Source organism: Rugamonas apoptosis, assembly GCF_014042355.1.
GTDB classification, from domain to species: domain Bacteria; phylum Pseudomonadota; class Gammaproteobacteria; order Burkholderiales; family Burkholderiaceae_D; genus Rugamonas; species Rugamonas apoptosis.
In genome coordinates, this window is record NZ_JACEZU010000012.1 from 49,089 (window position 1) to 65,210 (window position 16,122).

The following is a 16,122-nucleotide window of genomic DNA, read 5'->3' on the forward strand; positions in this document are numbered from 1 at the left end:
TCGGTTTAGCTCAATCGACCCACTGCACCAGGCCGTAGTGGGCGGTGGCCAGCACCACCAGGCCGAACACGATGCGGTACCAGGCGAAGAAAGTGAAGGTGTGGGTGCTGATGTAGCGCAGCAGCCAGCGCACGCACAGGAAGGCCGACACGAAGGCGGCCAGCGAACCGACGGTGAACAGGGGCAGGTCGGCCGCGGACAGCAGCGCGCGTTCCTTGAACAGCGAATAGACGGTGGCGCCCAGCAGCGTTGGGATGGCGAGGAAGAACGAGAATTCCGTGGCCACCTGGCGCGACAGGCCGAACATCATGCTGCCCATGATGGTGGCGCCGGAGCGGCTGGTGCCGGGGATCAGGGCGAACGCCTGGGCGATACCGATCTTGATGGCGTCGACCGGCGTCATGTCGTCCACCGACGTGATGCGGGCCATGCCGGGGTTCTTCGCTTCGCTGCGCTCGACCAGCAGGATCACCAGGCCGCCGATGATGAAGGCCAGCGCCACCGGCACCGGCTTGAACAGCACGGCCTTGATGGCCTTGTTGAACGCCACGCCCAGTACGGCGGCAGGCAGGAAGGCGATGCAGACGTTGATGGCGAAGCGCTGCTGCTTGCCATCGGAGAACAGGCCGGAGAGCACGGCCGCGATGCGGACCCGGTATTCCCAGCACACGGCGAAGATGGCGCCAGCCTGGATCACAATCTCGAACACTTTCATCTTTTCTTCCATGCCGGCGAAGTTCAGCAGGCTGTCGGCCAGGATCAGGTGGCCGGTGGAGGAAATGGGCAGGAACTCGGTGAAACCTTCAACCAGGCCCATGACAAGGGCTTTAAGCGCGAGAATGATATCCATGAATAATCGTTCGATTTCGAATTAGTTTTACGGGGGAAACGGTGTCCGGCGCGGGCGCCAGCGCTGCGCGGGCTCGAAGCTTACCATGCCGGGGCGCCGCGATTCTGAATCGGGCGCAAATCGGGGGGAAAAGGAGGCCAATCGGGCGGCAAAACGGGGCGCCCCGTGGGGGGGCGAAGGGACGGGGTGGTCAGCGCACGGTACGCATGCCGGGATTGTGGGCGCGGGCGCCCGACATCAGCACTTCGAGTTGGCCGGATTTGAACAGTTGCTGGTGCTCGCCGCGGTCGTCGAGCCAGCGGCACAGCACGTCGTCATCGTCGCTCAGGCCGGTGCGGCCGGTCGTCGTTTTAATCACCAGCATCCTGCGATGCCAGCCGATCGGCCGCACCGTATCGCCCGCCTTCGCCCGTTCGCGTTCCATGGTGGCCTCCGTCGTGTGCTCGCCTCCATGATACGCCTGTCGTGGCGGGATGGGCGCCGGGCACAGCAACCGCCGTGGCGTGGCGGCAAAGTCCGGACCGACGTCCGGCTGAGGGCAGGCAGAGGTCAGGCTGGTGCGGTGGCCCGCTCCAGCGTCGCCAGCCACACCATGGCCTGTTCGCGCGTGGCGCCGCACATTTCCACTGATGGCTGCAAACCGCCGCAAACGGCCGGGCGCTCGGGGCGGCCAAAGATCAGGCAGCCATTGTCCTCGCCTAACTGGATGCAACGCACGCCGGCCGGCTTGCCGTTGGGCATGCCAGGGATGGGGCTGGTGATCGAGGGCGCGGTGCAGCAGGCGCCGCAGCCGGGGCGGCAGTCGGGAGTGGAGGAAGGCAGGTTCATGCGGTGATCCGGGGATGGTCCGGCGGTCTGCGCGGACTGGGGCGATATTTTACCCGGCTTTGGCGGGCTGCCCATATTCCTCCGGGCCAGCGGATGTCGCGCGCAGCCATCGTGCCACCGCATCGGCCACCCACGGCCCATCATCGAGCGGCAAGTCGTGGCCGGCATCTGGATGAACATGGTGCGGGGCCGACCATGCCCGCGCCAGCCGCTGCGAGCAGGAGGGCGACACCAACCGGTCGCCCGCACTCGACAGGATCAGCACGGGCACGTCCGGCCGCCGCGCCGGCGCCCGGTAGCGGGCCGCCGCCCACAACTGGCGTAGTGCGTTGGTGCGGCGCACCGGGTGGTCGTGCTGGTAGGCCAGCCAGCGTTGCAGCAAGCCGTCGTGCGCGTGGCCGTCGCGGCTGGTCAGGCGCAGGATCAGGCTTTCCTGGCGTGCCACGCCACCGCGCAGCAGCAGGCCGGCGATGGCCGGATAGTTGCGCCAGCGCAGGCGCTGGTGGAAGCGGCTGTAGGGCCGCATGCTGGTGTTGATCAGCACACACGCCTCGATCTCATCCGGATAACGGCTGGCCCATTCCACGGCCGCCATCCCGCCCAGCGACAAGGCCAGCAGGCGGTACGGCGGCGGCACGCCTTCGGCCCGCAACTGCGCCCGGCATGCGTCGACCATGGCGGCCACGGAAGTAGGGCTGGGTTCGGCATGCCGGCTGCCGTTGCCGGGCAGGTCGGGCGTGATGATGCCCGCGCCTGGCAATGCCTGCGCCAACTGGGCGGGGAAGGCGCCCCAGTGGCGTTGTTCGCGCATCAGGCCGCGCAGCAGGATCCAGCTGGCCATCAGTCGTACCAGCGCGCCAGCGCGCGTCGTTGCTGGGCCTTGCGGGCCAGTCCCTGGGGTTGCCAGTGGCCGTGGCTGGCGGCGGCCCGCATCAGGAAATCGAACCACACCAGGTGGCGCCGCAGCACCCGCTGCAGGCGGTGGGTGGCCGTGGGATTGAAGATGCCGAGCCGGTTGAACAACTGGCGCGGGTTCTTCTTGACCCAGGCCCACGATCCCATCTCCAGCGTCAGCGGCAGGAAGGTGCGTTCGCCCGCGTCCGCCGTGTTGAGGTAGAGGTAATCCCACAGGTCGCCATGGGTCAGGTATTGGCGGCTTTGCGGCTCGAACACGTAGTTGTGGTTGGGATAGCTCTGGCTGAACAGTTCTTCCAGCGCGCCGATGTCGGCCAGGTGAGGGATGGGCGTGGCCGTGTGCGCATGGGGGAACCAGATGCGGTCGCGCAGGCCGAAGCCGGAATGGCAGTCGAGCGCCATGCTGAACGGGCGCGACAGCAGTTCCCGTTGCACCAACTCGCACACGGCGCTGCTTTCCGGCTCCATGGGCGCCTCCGGCGCGCCGCGGTACCACGGCAGGTGCGGGCTGTAGCGTTGGCCGCCCAGCAGGAAGGGGACCTTTTCCAGCGCGTTCACGGGCGCGTTGCGCATCAGGTCCACGCCTTGCGGATTGCAGCGGGTGGCGCGCCACATGCCGCCCGGATTGACCAGTGGCATGAAGACGAGGCGCATGTGGGCCAGCTGGTGGTGCAGCGTGCGGTCCCAGCGCAGGCGGGTGAGCAGGCTTTCCAGAAAAGACAGCACGACCTGGGTGCCGATCCGTTCCAGCCCGTGGATGCCGCCGAAGAAGCCCAGCGCCGGCACGTCCGGCGCGGGATTGCCGATGGCCAGCGCGTAGACGGGGAACTGGCGGCCGTCGATCTCCACCGCGCACGGAGTCGACACCTCGAAGTGCGACCCGCCTTCATCGATCAGGCGCTTGAGGGCGATCAGTTCTGGCAGATTCTTCGCGATCATGGCGATGGGCGTCACTGGGTGGTCAGACAGTGTAACGCAGCCGGGAGGAGGGGGGGCAAGGGCCGGGAAATATAGGCGTTGCGTGCCCGGCGCCGGGAGCTGCCTGCGCCGGAAGCACAAGCCGCTCTTTACCTGCTTTTACCTGTCTTTACATTTGACGGGCTACGTCCCGTTTTTGCCTTGCCGATAACCTCAGTAGTAAATAACTCGGGAGGTGAACATGGTCACAGCAGTGGGATCGAGTACGGTCGCTGCCAGTAGCGGCAGCGGGTCGGCGGACAGCGGCAGCGCCATCGCGGCGCTGCAAAAGCAGTTGCAGACGGTGCAGAAGGAACTAACGGAAGCCAATAAGGATACTTCCGACGCCGGCAAGCAGAAAGCAAAACTGTTGCAGGCGCAGATGCAGGCGATCGAGGCGCAGATCGCCCAGTTGCAGGCGGCGGCCGCGCAGAAGGCGGCGCAGCAGGCCCAGGCCAGACAGGCGCAGTCGTCGTCCGACGGGGCCACGGCGACGGGCGGGCAGTCGCGCTATGCCACCATCGGCAGCGTGATCGATACGACCGCTTGACTGGCGCTTTCGGGGCTGTGCCCGACTTTGGTGTTCCTCGCCTTCATGGATGGAACCGCGCTCTCCGTCGCCTTGTGTGATGCCTGTCGAGGCTTCCCGTTACCCCGCCAGCGATCTGACCGGCACTGGCGCCAAAATGACAGGTGGGCGCTGGAACAGCCCCGGCTTGCCAGTGGTTTACTGCGCCATTAACATCGCGCTCGCGACGCTGGAGACGGTATATTGCCTGCGCAATGGCGCACTTCCGTTCTATCGCTTTTTGGTTCGCATCGATATTCCGGATGCTGTCTGGGCTGCCCGCACGATCCTGAATCCGCCGCCTGGCGGCTGGAATGTGCAGCAGATCTTGCGGAAATGGCCAAATATTCTGTCAATGACTGCGCCGGCAAGGTACCAAGCCCAAGTCCAGCGTGGCACTGAGCGGCGTTCGATCCCCGCCAGCCGCACCACTTTCCCCTCGCAACTCAACTACTTTGTGACCAAATCCATGACTTGGAGGTTTGGCAAAGTTAAGTATGTCACAAGTCTCCTTTACGTCGGGATCTCCGCCCGCCGCGCATTGAATCAGGCGTGAGTTCGCGGTTTTACCGAATATTGCAGGCAGTGGATAAGCGTGCGTTATCCGGATAGTCGTACAGGTCCGTAATCGACAAAATCCGGTTGTAGAAGTGTTTCTTAGCATGTCAACTTCACAGATTGCAACGACTGCCGAAGCCCTCGCGCATCGTCGGCATAACGCCGGAGGCGGTGCATACCACCTCCAAGGAAGAAAGCGACCAACTCGACTAACTCGAGGGCCCAGTCAAGAAATAGCATGCGTAAAAATCTGCCCGTAACCGATACGCAGTACCACATGGAGGACTGCAAGCCCATCGTGTCGAAGACCGACCTCAAGGGGAAGATCACCTATGTCAATCCCTATTTCATTGAAGTCAGCGGATTCAGCAAAGAGGAATTGATCGGTGCGCCGCATAACCTGGTGCGCCACCCGGATATGCCTCCTGAAGCGTTCGACGACTTGTGGAAGTCCATCAAGGCCGGTCAGCCATGGACTGGTACGGTGAAGAACCGGCGCAAGAATGGCGACTTCTACTGGGTCGTGGCCAACGTGACCCCGATCATGGAAAACGGCAGTGCGAGCGGCTACATGTCGGTTCGTACCAAGCCCACCCGCGCGCAGATCGAGGCGGCAGAGCGGACTTACCGCAGCATTTTTGCTGGCAATCCCGATCGTATGGTGATCCGTGAGGGGCAGGTGGTGCGTGGCGGTCTGACTGGCATTTTCTCGGCATTATATGATTTGCCGATTAGCGCGCTCATCACGTTAGGGATCCTCACGCTATGTGCCCTGTATCTCGGTATGGGCGTGCTCGGCTTCGCCACGGCGAGCGGCAGCACGGCGTGGGGATTTGTCGGCGTTGCCGCCCTCGGCGTGGCGAGTGCGTTGTTGATGGGGCACACTCTCCACACGTCTGTGGCGATACCCTTGCGCGGCGCGATCCGCGCCGCGCGCACGATTGCCGGCGGCGATCTGACCAGCACGATAGAGACGCAACACGGTGGCGACATGGGCCAATTGCTGCGTGCCTTGCAACAAATGAATGTGAATCTTTTGGCGATCATCGGCGACGTACGCACCAATGTCCATGCAGTCAACGTCGCCACCAGGGAAATTGCCGCAGGCAACACGGAGCTTTCTACGCGCACTGAATCGCAGGCCTCCTGTCTCGAAGAAACTGCGTCCAGCATGGAAGAATTTTCCGCGAGCGCAAAGCAGAATGCAGACCATGCGCAGCGCGCCGACGAACTTGTCTTGTCCGCCTCGACGGTTGCGCTCAAGGGGGGGCAAGCTGTTGCCAGCGTGGGAGCGACAATGAGCGATATCAGTGCCTCGGCGAAGAAGATCGCCGACATCATCAGCCTGATCGATAGTATCGCGTTCCAGACCAACATCCTGGCGCTGAATGCTGCTGTCGAGGCGGCACGGGCGGGCGAGCAGGGGCGTGGCTTTGCTGTGGTCGCCTCCGAAGTGCGGAGCCTGGCGCAGCGCTCCGCCGCCGCGGCCAAGGAAATCAAAGGACTCATCGATGACTCGGTTGCGAGAGTCGAACTGGGAAACCGCCTGGTCGGCGACGCCGAGCAAACCATGAAGGACATCGTGGAATCGGTGCGGCGCGTGGCCGGCATCATGCATGAAATCGCCTCTGCCAGTCGTGAGCAAAGCAGTGGCATTGACCAGGTCAACCGGGCAATCGGCAGTATGGGTGAAGTCACTCAACAAAATGCCGGATTGGTGGAACAGACGGTCGCGGTTTCTTCCTGCCTGGAAGACCAGGCAATGCAGTTGTCGCAGGCGGTGAGCGTGTTCAAACTCGATGACATGCGGTTGCATCATCAATTGAAAAAATCATCCCGGCAGCGTGACCATCTGGAGAACTTTCAAAGCGCCGGAGGCAACCACGAGTCCTTGCAAACTGATATTACCCGTCTCCGATCCGTTTGAGCCGTCCCGAGATCAGATCGTTGCATAGCCCTTCATTTCATAGCAATTGTCGGAAAGAAGTATGAATATCACGAATTTGAAAATCGGTACGCGCCTTATTGCCAACAATGTTGTGATGGGCCTCCTGCTAGTGGTCTGTATTGCCCTGGGCATCACCATGCTGGGCCGTGTCAACGGTGGTACGACGATCATCGTCACGGACTCTGTGCCCAAGGCGGCGCAAGCCACCCAGGCGATGGGGGATATCAATGACATCGCGATCGCATTGAGCAACATGCTGCTCAACGAGGACAGTGGGGAGCGGAAAGCGCAGCAAGCGAACATCGAGAAATCGCGAATAGGCTTGCAGGAAAAACTTGGCTATCTGAAGCGCACGGTCGATCTTCCGAAAGGCAAGAAACTACTTCAGAAATCGCTGGATGCTGATGCGCGTTACGCGATCACCGCCAATCAGCTGCTCACGCTACTTGCGACCGAGAGGCCGGAAGTGCAGAAGGCTTACCTGAACCAGATGTTTCGTCCGGCATTGGTCGCCTACAAGGCGGCGATCAACGACATGATCGCATTCGAAGTGGAGCGCATGAATGCGTATAGCGACCATGCCGCGACAACCTATGCGAACAGCCGCCTGATGATGCTTGGCCTGGGCGCGACAGCGTTGCTGTTTGCCGCTGGCATGGGCGTCTGGATCACACTCTCGATCACCCGTCCGCTGAACCGGGCGCTGACGCTGGCCAATACGGTTGCCGCGGGCGACCTGACCAGCCACATCGAAGCCCGGACCACCGAAGAAACCGGGCAGCTCCTGGCGGCGTTAAAGCATATGAACGATAGCCTGATGAAGATCGTCGCTGAAGTGCGCAACGGTACCGAGGCGATCGCCAGCGCCTCCAGCCAGATCGCGACCGGCAATCTCGATTTGTCGTCGCGCACGGAGCAGCAAGCCAGCTCGCTGGAAGAAACCAGTACCTCCATGGAAGAACTGACCTCTACCGTCCGGCAGAACGCTGACAACGCCCGCGAGGCCAATGCCCTGGCGCTGTTTGCCTCCCAAATGGCAGTCAAGGGGGGCGCCGTGGTGTTGGAGGTGGTTGAGACGATGAGTTCGATCAACGAGTCGTCCAGAAAGGTCGTGGATATCATCAGCGTGATCGACGGGATTGCGTTCCAGACCAATATCCTGGCGTTGAACGCCGCGGTGGAAGCGGCGCGCGCCGGAGAGGAAGGTCGCGGTTTCGCCGTGGTGGCAGCGGAAGTACGCATGCTGGCGCAACGCAGCGCGGCGGCGGCCAGGGAAATCAAAGTCCTCATCGACAATTCGGTGGGAAAAGTGGACGCGGGGAGCAAGCTGGTCGAACGAGCCGGCGCGACGATGGAAGATATCGTCGACAGCGTCAAGCGCGTAGGCGAGATCATGGGAAGGATCACTGCCGCCGCGCAGGAGCAGACGGCAGGAATAGAACAGGTCAATCAGGCCATCGGGCAGATGGACCAGGTCACGCAGCAGAATGCGGCGCTAGTGGAGGAAGCGGCGGCGGCGGCCCGCTCCATGCAAGCTCAGGTGGCGAATTTGGCGCATGTGGTCAGCGTGTTCAAGCTTGACGCGTCGGCCCCAGGCCACGCCATCGCGGCGTCATCATTGGCGCAACAACCCTTGATTTCATAAGGGAATTGTCGCCGCATATGATAGTATTTTCGTCGCAATCGCGCGGATCAGACTAATATAAAGAAGCAGGAAAATCACTGCTCACATCAGACGCGCTGCGAAGTGGGGGAGACAGTCCGGGCAATGAATTCGCATGCCACATTGTGTTGTTATTTTAATGTGCGGCGGGTCAAGGACGGTATTGCAATATGCTCGGAACACTAAACCCATAGTTGGTAGTTCATCATGTACTCGGGAGAGAGACTATGGCGCATTGCACTTTTCCTTCTGTGACTCCAGCCGACTCTGTGCTGTCAGCCTATGGTCTATGCCAAACGTCTGATGTTGAAGAGGCGCGCTCGGTTGGAGAGCACATTTTTTGTAAAAACACCATCTATTCGAGAGACCCCCAGTTCAATACGCGCGTCAATTACCGGCGCGCGGGCAATTTGGGTGTGGGACGTATGACCTATGGTGGCGAGACCATCATCGATCCGGATGTGATGGAGTCGTTTGCGCTGATCCAGATTCCGATCAGGGGGCGGGAGTTGATCGAGTGCGACGGCAATGCAATGTTGTTCGAATCGGAACAGGGCGCGGTGCTGAATGCGCATACACGCACCCGCATCCACCACATGCCGAACACCGAGAAAATCATCGTCCGGGTCGATAAGGACGTGATCAAACACCAGTGCCAGCAGCATCTGGGCCGCACCTTGCAAAAGGACGTCGAGTTCAAGATGGAAATGGCGCTGGATACCCCCGATGGCCGCAACTTTGTCCAGGCGCTGGCGTGGATGTGCGATGTCCTGTCCGGCTCGGACAAGCTGTCGCCGCTGTTGAGTAAACAATTGGAAACCACGTTCGTGGGCATGTTGTTGAATTGCCAGCAGAACAACTACAGCGCGGAATTGCATGAAGATAAAGGGCAGTCCATTGCGCCGTCCTTCATTAAGCGCATCGAGCATTACATCGAAGAGCATGCTCATGAGCCCATTTCGGTGGTTGACCTGGCGGAACATGCCGGCGTGAGCACGCGTTCCCTGTTCTCCGGTTTTCGCCGCTTCCGCAATATCTCGCCGATGCACTACCTGAAGGAAGTCCGCTTACGCCGGGTGCATGACGAACTCCTGCATACCCATTCTTCCAGCGCGACCGTGACCGCTGTCGCATTCCGCTGGGGCTTCAGTCATTTGGGGCATTTTACGACCGATTACAAGCGGCGCTTCGGCGAAACCCCGTCCGAAACACTGATGCGTTCTTGATATGCCATCTCCCGCCGGCGCATTACCTGTAGGAAGTTCGCTTGCATGACGAACTCCTATGGGACAAGCTTCCAGCGGGGCGGTGACTGCCGCCTTCCGCCGGGCTTCCGCCGCCCGGATCACCTCACGTCCCGCCACAAGCGCCGCTTCGGCGACATCCCACCGAAACACGGATGCGTTCCTGATCGCTGACTAGCCCTCATCGGCTATGCCGATCCATGCGACAAGCGCCTGCTTTTCTGCATTGGCGGGATAGTGGTTTCGCCTGCGGGAGCGTCAGCCGGCGCTGCGTGCCATAGCATTGAATCCAGGCGGGGCTGCCGCCGCACCGTACGCGGCGCACCCCGCGACCTGCCGCTGTGCGGCCAGGACTCGAACCTACTATCAGAGATCAAGGAGACCCGAATGACTGCTTCGAAGCAGATGAAAGCAATGCGCGTACATGACGCCAGTGGCCGTTTTCAGCTTGACACGGTACCGCTTCCGGAGCTGTTGCGCCCGACGGATGTGCTCGTCGAGGTCAAGGCGTCCGGCGTCGTGCCTAACCTGCGCAACGTGATCAGCCACTATGGCGAACGTTCTTACCTGACGCTGCCGGACTTGCCCGCGATTTTTGGTCTCGATACCGCCGGTGTCGTCGCCCAAGTCGGTACGGCCGTGACCGGCATCGCGCCGGGCGATCGTGTGTACATCAATCCGGGCCGCTCGTGCGGATCGTGCCATGCCTGCCGTAGCGGCGAGCCGACCAACTGTGTCGCGTACACCTTCCAGGGCTATTTCGGCTTCGGGCCGCGCTCGAAGCAGATCTACAAGCAATATCCGTACGGTGGCTTCGGCCAGTATGCGACCGCGCCGGCTGACGGTCTGGTCAAGCTGCCGGACGCGGTCAGCTTCGAGCAGGCTGCCCGCTTCGGCTATCTGGGGACGGCCTATTCAGGCTTGCGCAAGGCAGGTGTTGGCGCCGGCAAGACTGTCCTGATCAGTGGTGCCAGCGGCACGCTCGGCTTGTGCGCGGTGCAGATCGCGCGGGCGATGGGTGCGGTCAAGATTTTCTGCGTCGCGCGCGACCCTGCGTTGCTTGAGCGCGTGCGCGCGCTCGATCCGCAGCGGATTCGCACCTTCTCGTATGGTTCCGGTGATCTCGGCGCATGGGTACGGAGCGAGACGGACGGCGTCGGTGTCGATGCGGTGCTCGACGCGATCGGCCCGGGCGCGTCGCACCAGGTCACGCTCGACTGCCTGAGGTCGCTGGCCCGTGGCGGCCGCCTGGTCGAAGTGGGCGCGATGTCCGATCCGCTGCCGTTGAATCTGCACGAAATCATGTGCTCGCAGATCAGCCTGATGACATCCTTGTGGTTCACGGTAGGCGAGGGCCAGGATCTTGCCTATATGGCCGCGGCGGGCACGCTGGACTTGAGCGTGTTCGATCATCACCGCTATGCGCTGGAGCAGGCGAACGAGGCGCTCGCCGACGCCGAGCAGCGCAAGGGTGGTTTCGTCAACGTGGTCATCGTGCAATAAGCGCACGCTCCACCTACAACAAGGATGAGGAGTTTGAAATGGTCAGACGTATCGTAACGGGTGAGCGCAACGGCAAGTCGATGGTGGTATCCGATGGGCAAGTGGAGAATACGCACGACTACGCGTCGGTGCCCGGGTTCCGTACCACGCTGGCATGGGCCACCACCGAGGCCGCGCCCATGTTGCCCTTTGACGGGGGCGACCCGGTCGTCGGCATCCAATCGATGTTGCCCGCACCACATGGCACGCGCGTGATTGTCGTGCAGTTTCCACCCGACAGCGTGATGGCTGCGCCAGGCTTCGACGGCGCCGCGGCCGGCGCGGAATACGCCAAGTACCTGCCGGGTCTCGCCGAGACCTTCGATACCGACGGTTCCGGTTTTCACCGCACCGCGACGGTGGACTATGACGTGATCCTGTCTGGCGAGCTCTGGCTAGAGCTTGATGATGGCGAAGTCCGCCATTTGAAGGCCGGGGACATCGTGATCCAGAACGGCACGCGCCATGCATGGCGCAACCGGACAGAAACGCCGAGTGTGATGCTGTCCGTGTTAATTGGCGCCAAACCCTAACTGTTCGACGCAGGAGTCTTAATATGTCACATCATCACGCACATGCACGTCAGGGTGGATTCGATGAGTACGCCGCCGGGCAACTCGAGTGGAACGACGCGATGTTGCTCGGCCATGGGCCGACGGACGACGCGCATGAAGAATTTGTGCAAGTCGTCAAGGCCCTTGACGCATGTAATGTCGTCACCGCTCTTGGCTGCCTGCAGGCGGTCGAGGACCACCTGCTGTCGCATTTCGAGTCCGAGCGGGAATGGATGGTGCGGACCGCGTATCCGAATATGGATTGCCATCTCGACGAACATCAGAAGGTGCTCGACAGCGTGTCAGAGGTGAACCAGCTTGCGAAGGCCGGGCAGGTTGGTCTGCGCGACGTGCGGCGCCTTGCCGCCGCGCTCGCGGACTGGTTCCCCAAGCACGTCACTTACCTCGATTCCGCGCTGTCCACGTGGATCACCAAACGCAAGCATGGTGGCGCACCGGTGATTCTGCGGCGCGACATCAGTGCCGGTCCACAGCAAGCGTCGGTCTTCGCCTGATCGACGGCTGGCTGTAGCACAGCGAGATGATGACAGTGGTATCCTCAAGGAGGGGCGTATGCTGATGAAGGGTAAGGTAGGACTGGTGACGGGCGGCGGCTCCGGCATGGGACGGGCGGCTGCGTTGGCCCTCGCGGCCGAAGGCGCGACGGTGGTGCTTGCCGGCCGCACGGAAGACAAGCTTGCCATGGTGCGCGGCGAAATCATCAAGTCGGGCGGCAAGGCCGAGATCAAGGTGATGGATGCCGCGCGCCGCGAAGACAACGAAGCGCTGGTCCAGTGCATCGAGTCGCGTTTCGGCCGTCTCGATTTCGCGTTCAACAATGCGGGTGGTCACGCCGATTTCAAACCGCTCCATCAGACTTCCGTCGAGGAGTCCGAATGGATCATTGACCTCAACTTCAAGGGGGTCTATTACGGTGTGAAGTATCAGATCGAGGCGATGTTGCGTGCGGGGGGCGGTGCGATCGTGAACAACGCATCGATCTTTGGCTTGCGTGGCATGCATGGCATTGCCCACTATGTGGCGGCCAAGCATGCGGTGGTCGGTCTTACCAAGGCGGTCGCGCAAGAGTATGCGGGCCAGCACATCCGCATTAACGCGGTGTGCCCGGGCGCTACTGAAACGCCGAATTACATGCGCTCGACGGGCGGCGACGTCCATCTGCTCGACGACATGATTCCGATGGGCCGCATCGGCCAGCCGCGGGAAGTGGCTGAGGCCGTGCTGTACTTGCTGTCGGACAAATCGGCCTACGTGACGGGGACCACGCTGTCGGTCGATGGCGGCATGACGGCCTGACAGCGGTGGACGGAATCGCTTGTGCGCGTGGCAGCGCACAGTGCGCAACGCATGAAACTAAAGGGCCGGGTCCTGTGCAATACAGAACCCGGCCCTGATGCATTTCCGGGTGTGATTTCACTGTTCGACGTGACGCAACCCATCCCACAGCAGCACCGAAACATGGAGGCGTTTCTGATCGCGCCATCCTGTCATCGCCAGGCCCAACTATGCAAACGGCGCCAGCGTTTTTCTGCGTTGACGGGATAGTGGGTTCACCTACGGGAGCGCCAGCCGGGTTGGCGCTACGTAAGATGGAATCACTGCTTCGCATACGACGAAGCATTTTTCCCATACCGTAGCAGGAGACTTCCATGGCAGATAAACCCGTTGTCCGGCGCCGCGTCGTCAAGACCGGCATCAGCGAAGAGCGCACCAACAGCAGCAAAGTCCAGAGCCAGTATCAGCCGTACAAGGATGCGGCATGGGGCTTCATCAATCATTGGTACCCGGCCTTGTTCAGCAATGAGCTGCCGGAAGACCATGTCGAAGGCATCCAGATTTGCGGCATTCCCATCGTATTGCGCCGTGTGGATGGCAAGATTTACGCGCTGAAGGATCAATGCGTGCACCGCGGCGTTCGCCTGTCGGAAAAGCCGACGTGCTTCAACAAGGAAACGATCTCCTGCTGGTACCACGGGTTCACGTTCGATCTCGATTCCGGCGTGTTGTCCACCATCGTGGCCAATCCCGAAGACAAGCTGATCGGCACGACCGGCATCACCACCTATCCCGTGCGGGAAGTGGCCGGCATGATCTTCGTGTTCGTGCGTGAAGACGATTTCCCTGATACCGATGTGCCGCCCCTGTCGGACGACCTGCCGTTCCGCTTCCCGGAAAACAGCGAACGCTTCCCGCACCCACTGTGGCCAGCCGCGCCGAGCATCCTGGACGAAAACGCCGTGGCCCTGGGTATGCACCGCACCGGCTTCGGCAACTGGCGTATCGCCTGCGAGAACGGCTTCGACAATGCCCACATCCTGGTCCACAAGGACAACACGATCGTCCATGCCCTGGATTGGGTTCTGCCCTTGGGCATATTGCCGACCAGCGATGACTGCATCACCACGGTCGAGGACGACAAGGGGCCGAAGGGGCTGATGCAGTGGCTGTTTACCGAAAAGTGGGCGCCCGTGCTCGAGAACGACAAGCTGGGACTCAAGGTGGAAGGCCTCAAGGGCCGCTACTACCGCACCTCGGTGGTGTTGCCGGGCGTACTGATGGTCGAGAACTGGCCGGAAGAGCACGTGGTGCAGTACGAATGGTACGTGCCGATCACCGACGACACGCACGAATACTGGGAAGTGCTGGTGCGCGTCTGCCCGACCGAGGAAGACCGCAAGAAATACCAGTATCGTTTTGATCGCGTCTACAAGTCGCTCTGCCTCCACGGCTTCAACGACTGCGACCTGTATGCCCGTGAAGCGATGCAGAACTTCTATGCCGACGGCACCGGCTGGGATGACGAGCAGTTGGTGGCGACCGACGTCTCCCCCATCACCTGGCGCAAATTGGCGTCGCGCTGGAATCGCGGTATCGCCAAGCCTGGACGTGGCGTGGCCGGCGCGCTGAAGACGACCAGCCTGCGCTTCAAGGACACCGCCGACGGCATGCGCCCCGGCTACAAGGTCCCGAAGGTCCCGGACGAAGCGTAAGCCACGCACAGGGTCGCGTCATCGTGCGCGGCCCTGTTGCTCTGGTCTTTGCCTGTCTTCTTCCGTGGTTTGGAGTGAGCATGGAAAACGAATTGCACTATCTGGAAATGTCCGAGCTGTCGCAGCTGATCCGCCGCGGCAAGATCTCGCCCGTCGACGTCGCGCAGGCGCAACTGGCGCGCATCGAGAAGCTCGATGGCCAACTCAATAGCTATGCGTACGTCGCGGCGGAGCAGGCGTTGGCGCAGGCGCGCCAGGCCGAGGCCGAACTGGCGCGCGGCGAGTATCGTAGCCCCTTGCACGGCGTGCCGATTGCCGTCAAAGACCTGTTCTGGACGCGGGACATGCCGACAACGGCGGGCACGACGGTGTACCGCGACTTCCTGCCGCCGGAAGACGCGACAGTGGTGGCGCGCCTGAAGGACGCGGGCGCCGTGATACTCGGCAAGTTGCGCATGACCGAGGGCGCGTTCGCCATCCATCATCCCGACTTGCCGGCACCGAGCAATCCCTGGGGCGCGGCGCATTGGGCTGGCGCCTCGTCCAGCGGCAGCGGGGTGGCCACGGCGGCCGGCCTCTGCTATGCGGCGCTGGGTACCGACACGGGCGGCTCGATCCGTTTCCCTTGTGCGGCCAATGGCCTGACTGGCCTCAAACCGACCTGGGGCCGTGTGAGCCGGCATGGCGTGTTCGAGCTTGCGGCCAGCCTTGACCATGTTGGCCCCATGGCGCGCAGCGCCAAGGATGTGCTCTACCTGCTGTGCGCCATCGCCGGACATGATCCCAAGGACCCGACTTCGCTGCCCGGCGCATGCCTGGAAATTCCCGAGATCGCTGAGACGTTCAAGGGCCTGCGCGTCGGCGTGGACGAATCCTGGCTGAGCGATGGCGTTGATCCCGCCATCCAGCACGGCCTGCAACAGATCATGGCGCTCATTCGTGAAGACGGTGGCGTCCTGTACAGCGTGCGTATGCCCGATGCCCGTGCTGTCAGCACGAACTGGGAACAGCACTGCGGTGTGCAGACCGCGATTGCGCATGAAGCCACTTACCCGAGCCGCGCCGCCGAATACGGCCCGGCCTTGAGCCGCCTGATCGATGGCGGGCGCGCGCTGAGTGGCCTGGCATACCAGCGCATCATATTGGCCGCACAGCGCTACACCGGCGAAGTCGACGCCTTGCTCCATCAGGTCGACCTGGTGCTGGCGCCGGTGCAGCCCTATGCCGCGCCGACCTACGAGCAGCTGGCCGACCTCGCGCTCGATCCCGAGGCGAATCGCCGCCTGATTCAGTTCACCTCGCCGTTCAACGTGAGTGGCCATCCGTGTCTGAGCCTGCCGTACGGCTGCACGCAGCAAGGCTTGCCACTGGGCGTGCAATTTATCGGGAAAAAAGGCTCGGAAGCCGTCTTGTGCCGCGCCGGCATGGCCGTGCAGCGCGCGAGCGACTGGCACAAGCAGCATCCGCCCGGAATCTGACTTTCA

The 16,122-nt window shown here is 62.0% G+C and carries 16 protein-coding genes; 11 read left to right on the forward strand and 5 right to left on the reverse strand.

Annotated elements, in window-relative coordinates:
• Nucleotides 1–10: 10 nt before the first annotated feature.
• The 5 genes from H3H39_RS21640 to H3H39_RS21660 all read right to left on the reverse strand — a co-directional run bounded on the left by H3H39_RS21640 (nucleotide 11) and on the right by H3H39_RS21660 (nucleotide 3,532).
• The gene (locus H3H39_RS21640) at nucleotides 11–850 is read right to left on the reverse strand and encodes an undecaprenyl-diphosphate phosphatase (protein WP_182156450.1); all 840 of its coding nucleotides are present in this window, start codon (nucleotides 848–850) and stop codon (nucleotides 11–13) included.
• A 190-nt stretch (nucleotides 851–1,040) separates the two neighbouring features.
• On the reverse strand, nucleotides 1,041–1,274 hold the full coding sequence (locus tag H3H39_RS21645) for a hypothetical protein (RefSeq protein WP_182156452.1): 234 nt from the start codon (nucleotides 1,272–1,274) through the stop codon (nucleotides 1,041–1,043).
• Between the two features lie 125 nt (nucleotides 1,275–1,399).
• A complete protein-coding gene (locus H3H39_RS21650) occupies nucleotides 1,400–1,678 on the reverse strand; it encodes a YkgJ family cysteine cluster protein (RefSeq protein ID WP_182156454.1) in 279 nt (92 codons plus the stop codon).
• Between the two features lie 49 nt (nucleotides 1,679–1,727).
• Nucleotides 1,728–2,519 (reverse strand): alpha/beta fold hydrolase, encoded by a 792-nt coding sequence (locus tag H3H39_RS21655; RefSeq protein WP_182156456.1) that lies wholly within the window; start codon nucleotides 2,517–2,519, stop codon nucleotides 1,728–1,730.
• Nucleotides 2,519–3,532, reverse strand: coding sequence for a M14 family zinc carboxypeptidase (locus H3H39_RS21660; RefSeq protein WP_182156458.1), 1,014 nt, complete (start codon nucleotides 3,530–3,532; stop codon nucleotides 2,519–2,521). Before H3H39_RS21660 ends, H3H39_RS21655 begins: the two co-directional genes overlap by 1 nt.
• A gap of 220 nt (nucleotides 3,533–3,752) precedes the next feature.
• On the opposite strand from H3H39_RS21660, the gene H3H39_RS21665 reads away from it, so the two are divergent.
• The 11 genes from H3H39_RS21665 (at nucleotide 3,753) to H3H39_RS21715 (ending at nucleotide 16,116) form a co-directional block, all read left to right on the forward strand.
• Complete coding sequence (locus H3H39_RS21665) at nucleotides 3,753–4,100, forward strand: FlxA-like family protein (protein WP_182156459.1); 348 nt, start codon at nucleotides 3,753–3,755, stop codon at nucleotides 4,098–4,100.
• 79 nt (nucleotides 4,101–4,179) lie between these two features.
• Entirely contained in the window at nucleotides 4,180–4,674 is a 495-nt protein-coding gene (locus H3H39_RS21670) for an RES family NAD+ phosphorylase (protein WP_182156608.1), read from the forward strand.
• A 240-nt stretch (nucleotides 4,675–4,914) separates the two neighbouring features.
• Nucleotides 4,915–6,603, forward strand: coding sequence for a methyl-accepting chemotaxis protein (locus tag H3H39_RS21675; RefSeq protein ID WP_182156460.1), 1,689 nt, complete (start codon nucleotides 4,915–4,917; stop codon nucleotides 6,601–6,603).
• Nucleotides 6,604–6,664: 61 nt separating this feature from the next.
• Nucleotides 6,665–8,269, forward strand: coding sequence for a methyl-accepting chemotaxis protein (locus tag H3H39_RS28410; RefSeq protein WP_182156461.1), 1,605 nt, complete (start codon nucleotides 6,665–6,667; stop codon nucleotides 8,267–8,269).
• A gap of 287 nt (nucleotides 8,270–8,556) precedes the next feature.
• A complete protein-coding gene (locus H3H39_RS21685; protein WP_220461634.1) occupies nucleotides 8,557–9,513 on the forward strand; it encodes an AraC family transcriptional regulator in 957 nt (318 codons plus the stop codon).
• A gap of 405 nt (nucleotides 9,514–9,918) precedes the next feature.
• Nucleotides 9,919–11,034 (forward strand): alcohol dehydrogenase catalytic domain-containing protein, encoded by a 1,116-nt coding sequence (locus H3H39_RS21690; protein ID WP_229218179.1) that lies wholly within the window; start codon nucleotides 9,919–9,921, stop codon nucleotides 11,032–11,034.
• 38 nt (nucleotides 11,035–11,072) lie between these two features.
• Nucleotides 11,073–11,606 carry a cupin domain-containing protein gene (locus H3H39_RS21695; protein ID WP_182156463.1) on the forward strand — a complete coding sequence of 178 codons (534 nt, stop codon included), beginning with the start codon at nucleotides 11,073–11,075 and terminating at the stop codon, nucleotides 11,604–11,606.
• 23 nt (nucleotides 11,607–11,629) lie between these two features.
• Complete coding sequence (locus H3H39_RS21700) at nucleotides 11,630–12,142, forward strand: bacteriohemerythrin (protein ID WP_229218180.1); 513 nt, start codon at nucleotides 11,630–11,632, stop codon at nucleotides 12,140–12,142.
• A 58-nt stretch (nucleotides 12,143–12,200) separates the two neighbouring features.
• Nucleotides 12,201–12,944, forward strand: coding sequence for an SDR family NAD(P)-dependent oxidoreductase (locus H3H39_RS21705; protein ID WP_182156464.1), 744 nt, complete (start codon nucleotides 12,201–12,203; stop codon nucleotides 12,942–12,944).
• Between the two features lie 353 nt (nucleotides 12,945–13,297).
• Nucleotides 13,298–14,638 (forward strand): Rieske 2Fe-2S domain-containing protein, encoded by a 1,341-nt coding sequence (locus H3H39_RS21710; protein WP_182156465.1) that lies wholly within the window; start codon nucleotides 13,298–13,300, stop codon nucleotides 14,636–14,638.
• A gap of 80 nt (nucleotides 14,639–14,718) precedes the next feature.
• Nucleotides 14,719–16,116, forward strand: a complete 1,398-nt coding sequence (locus H3H39_RS21715) for an amidase (RefSeq protein WP_182156466.1) — start codon at nucleotides 14,719–14,721, stop codon at nucleotides 16,114–16,116.
• Nucleotides 16,117–16,122: the final 6 nt, after the last annotated feature.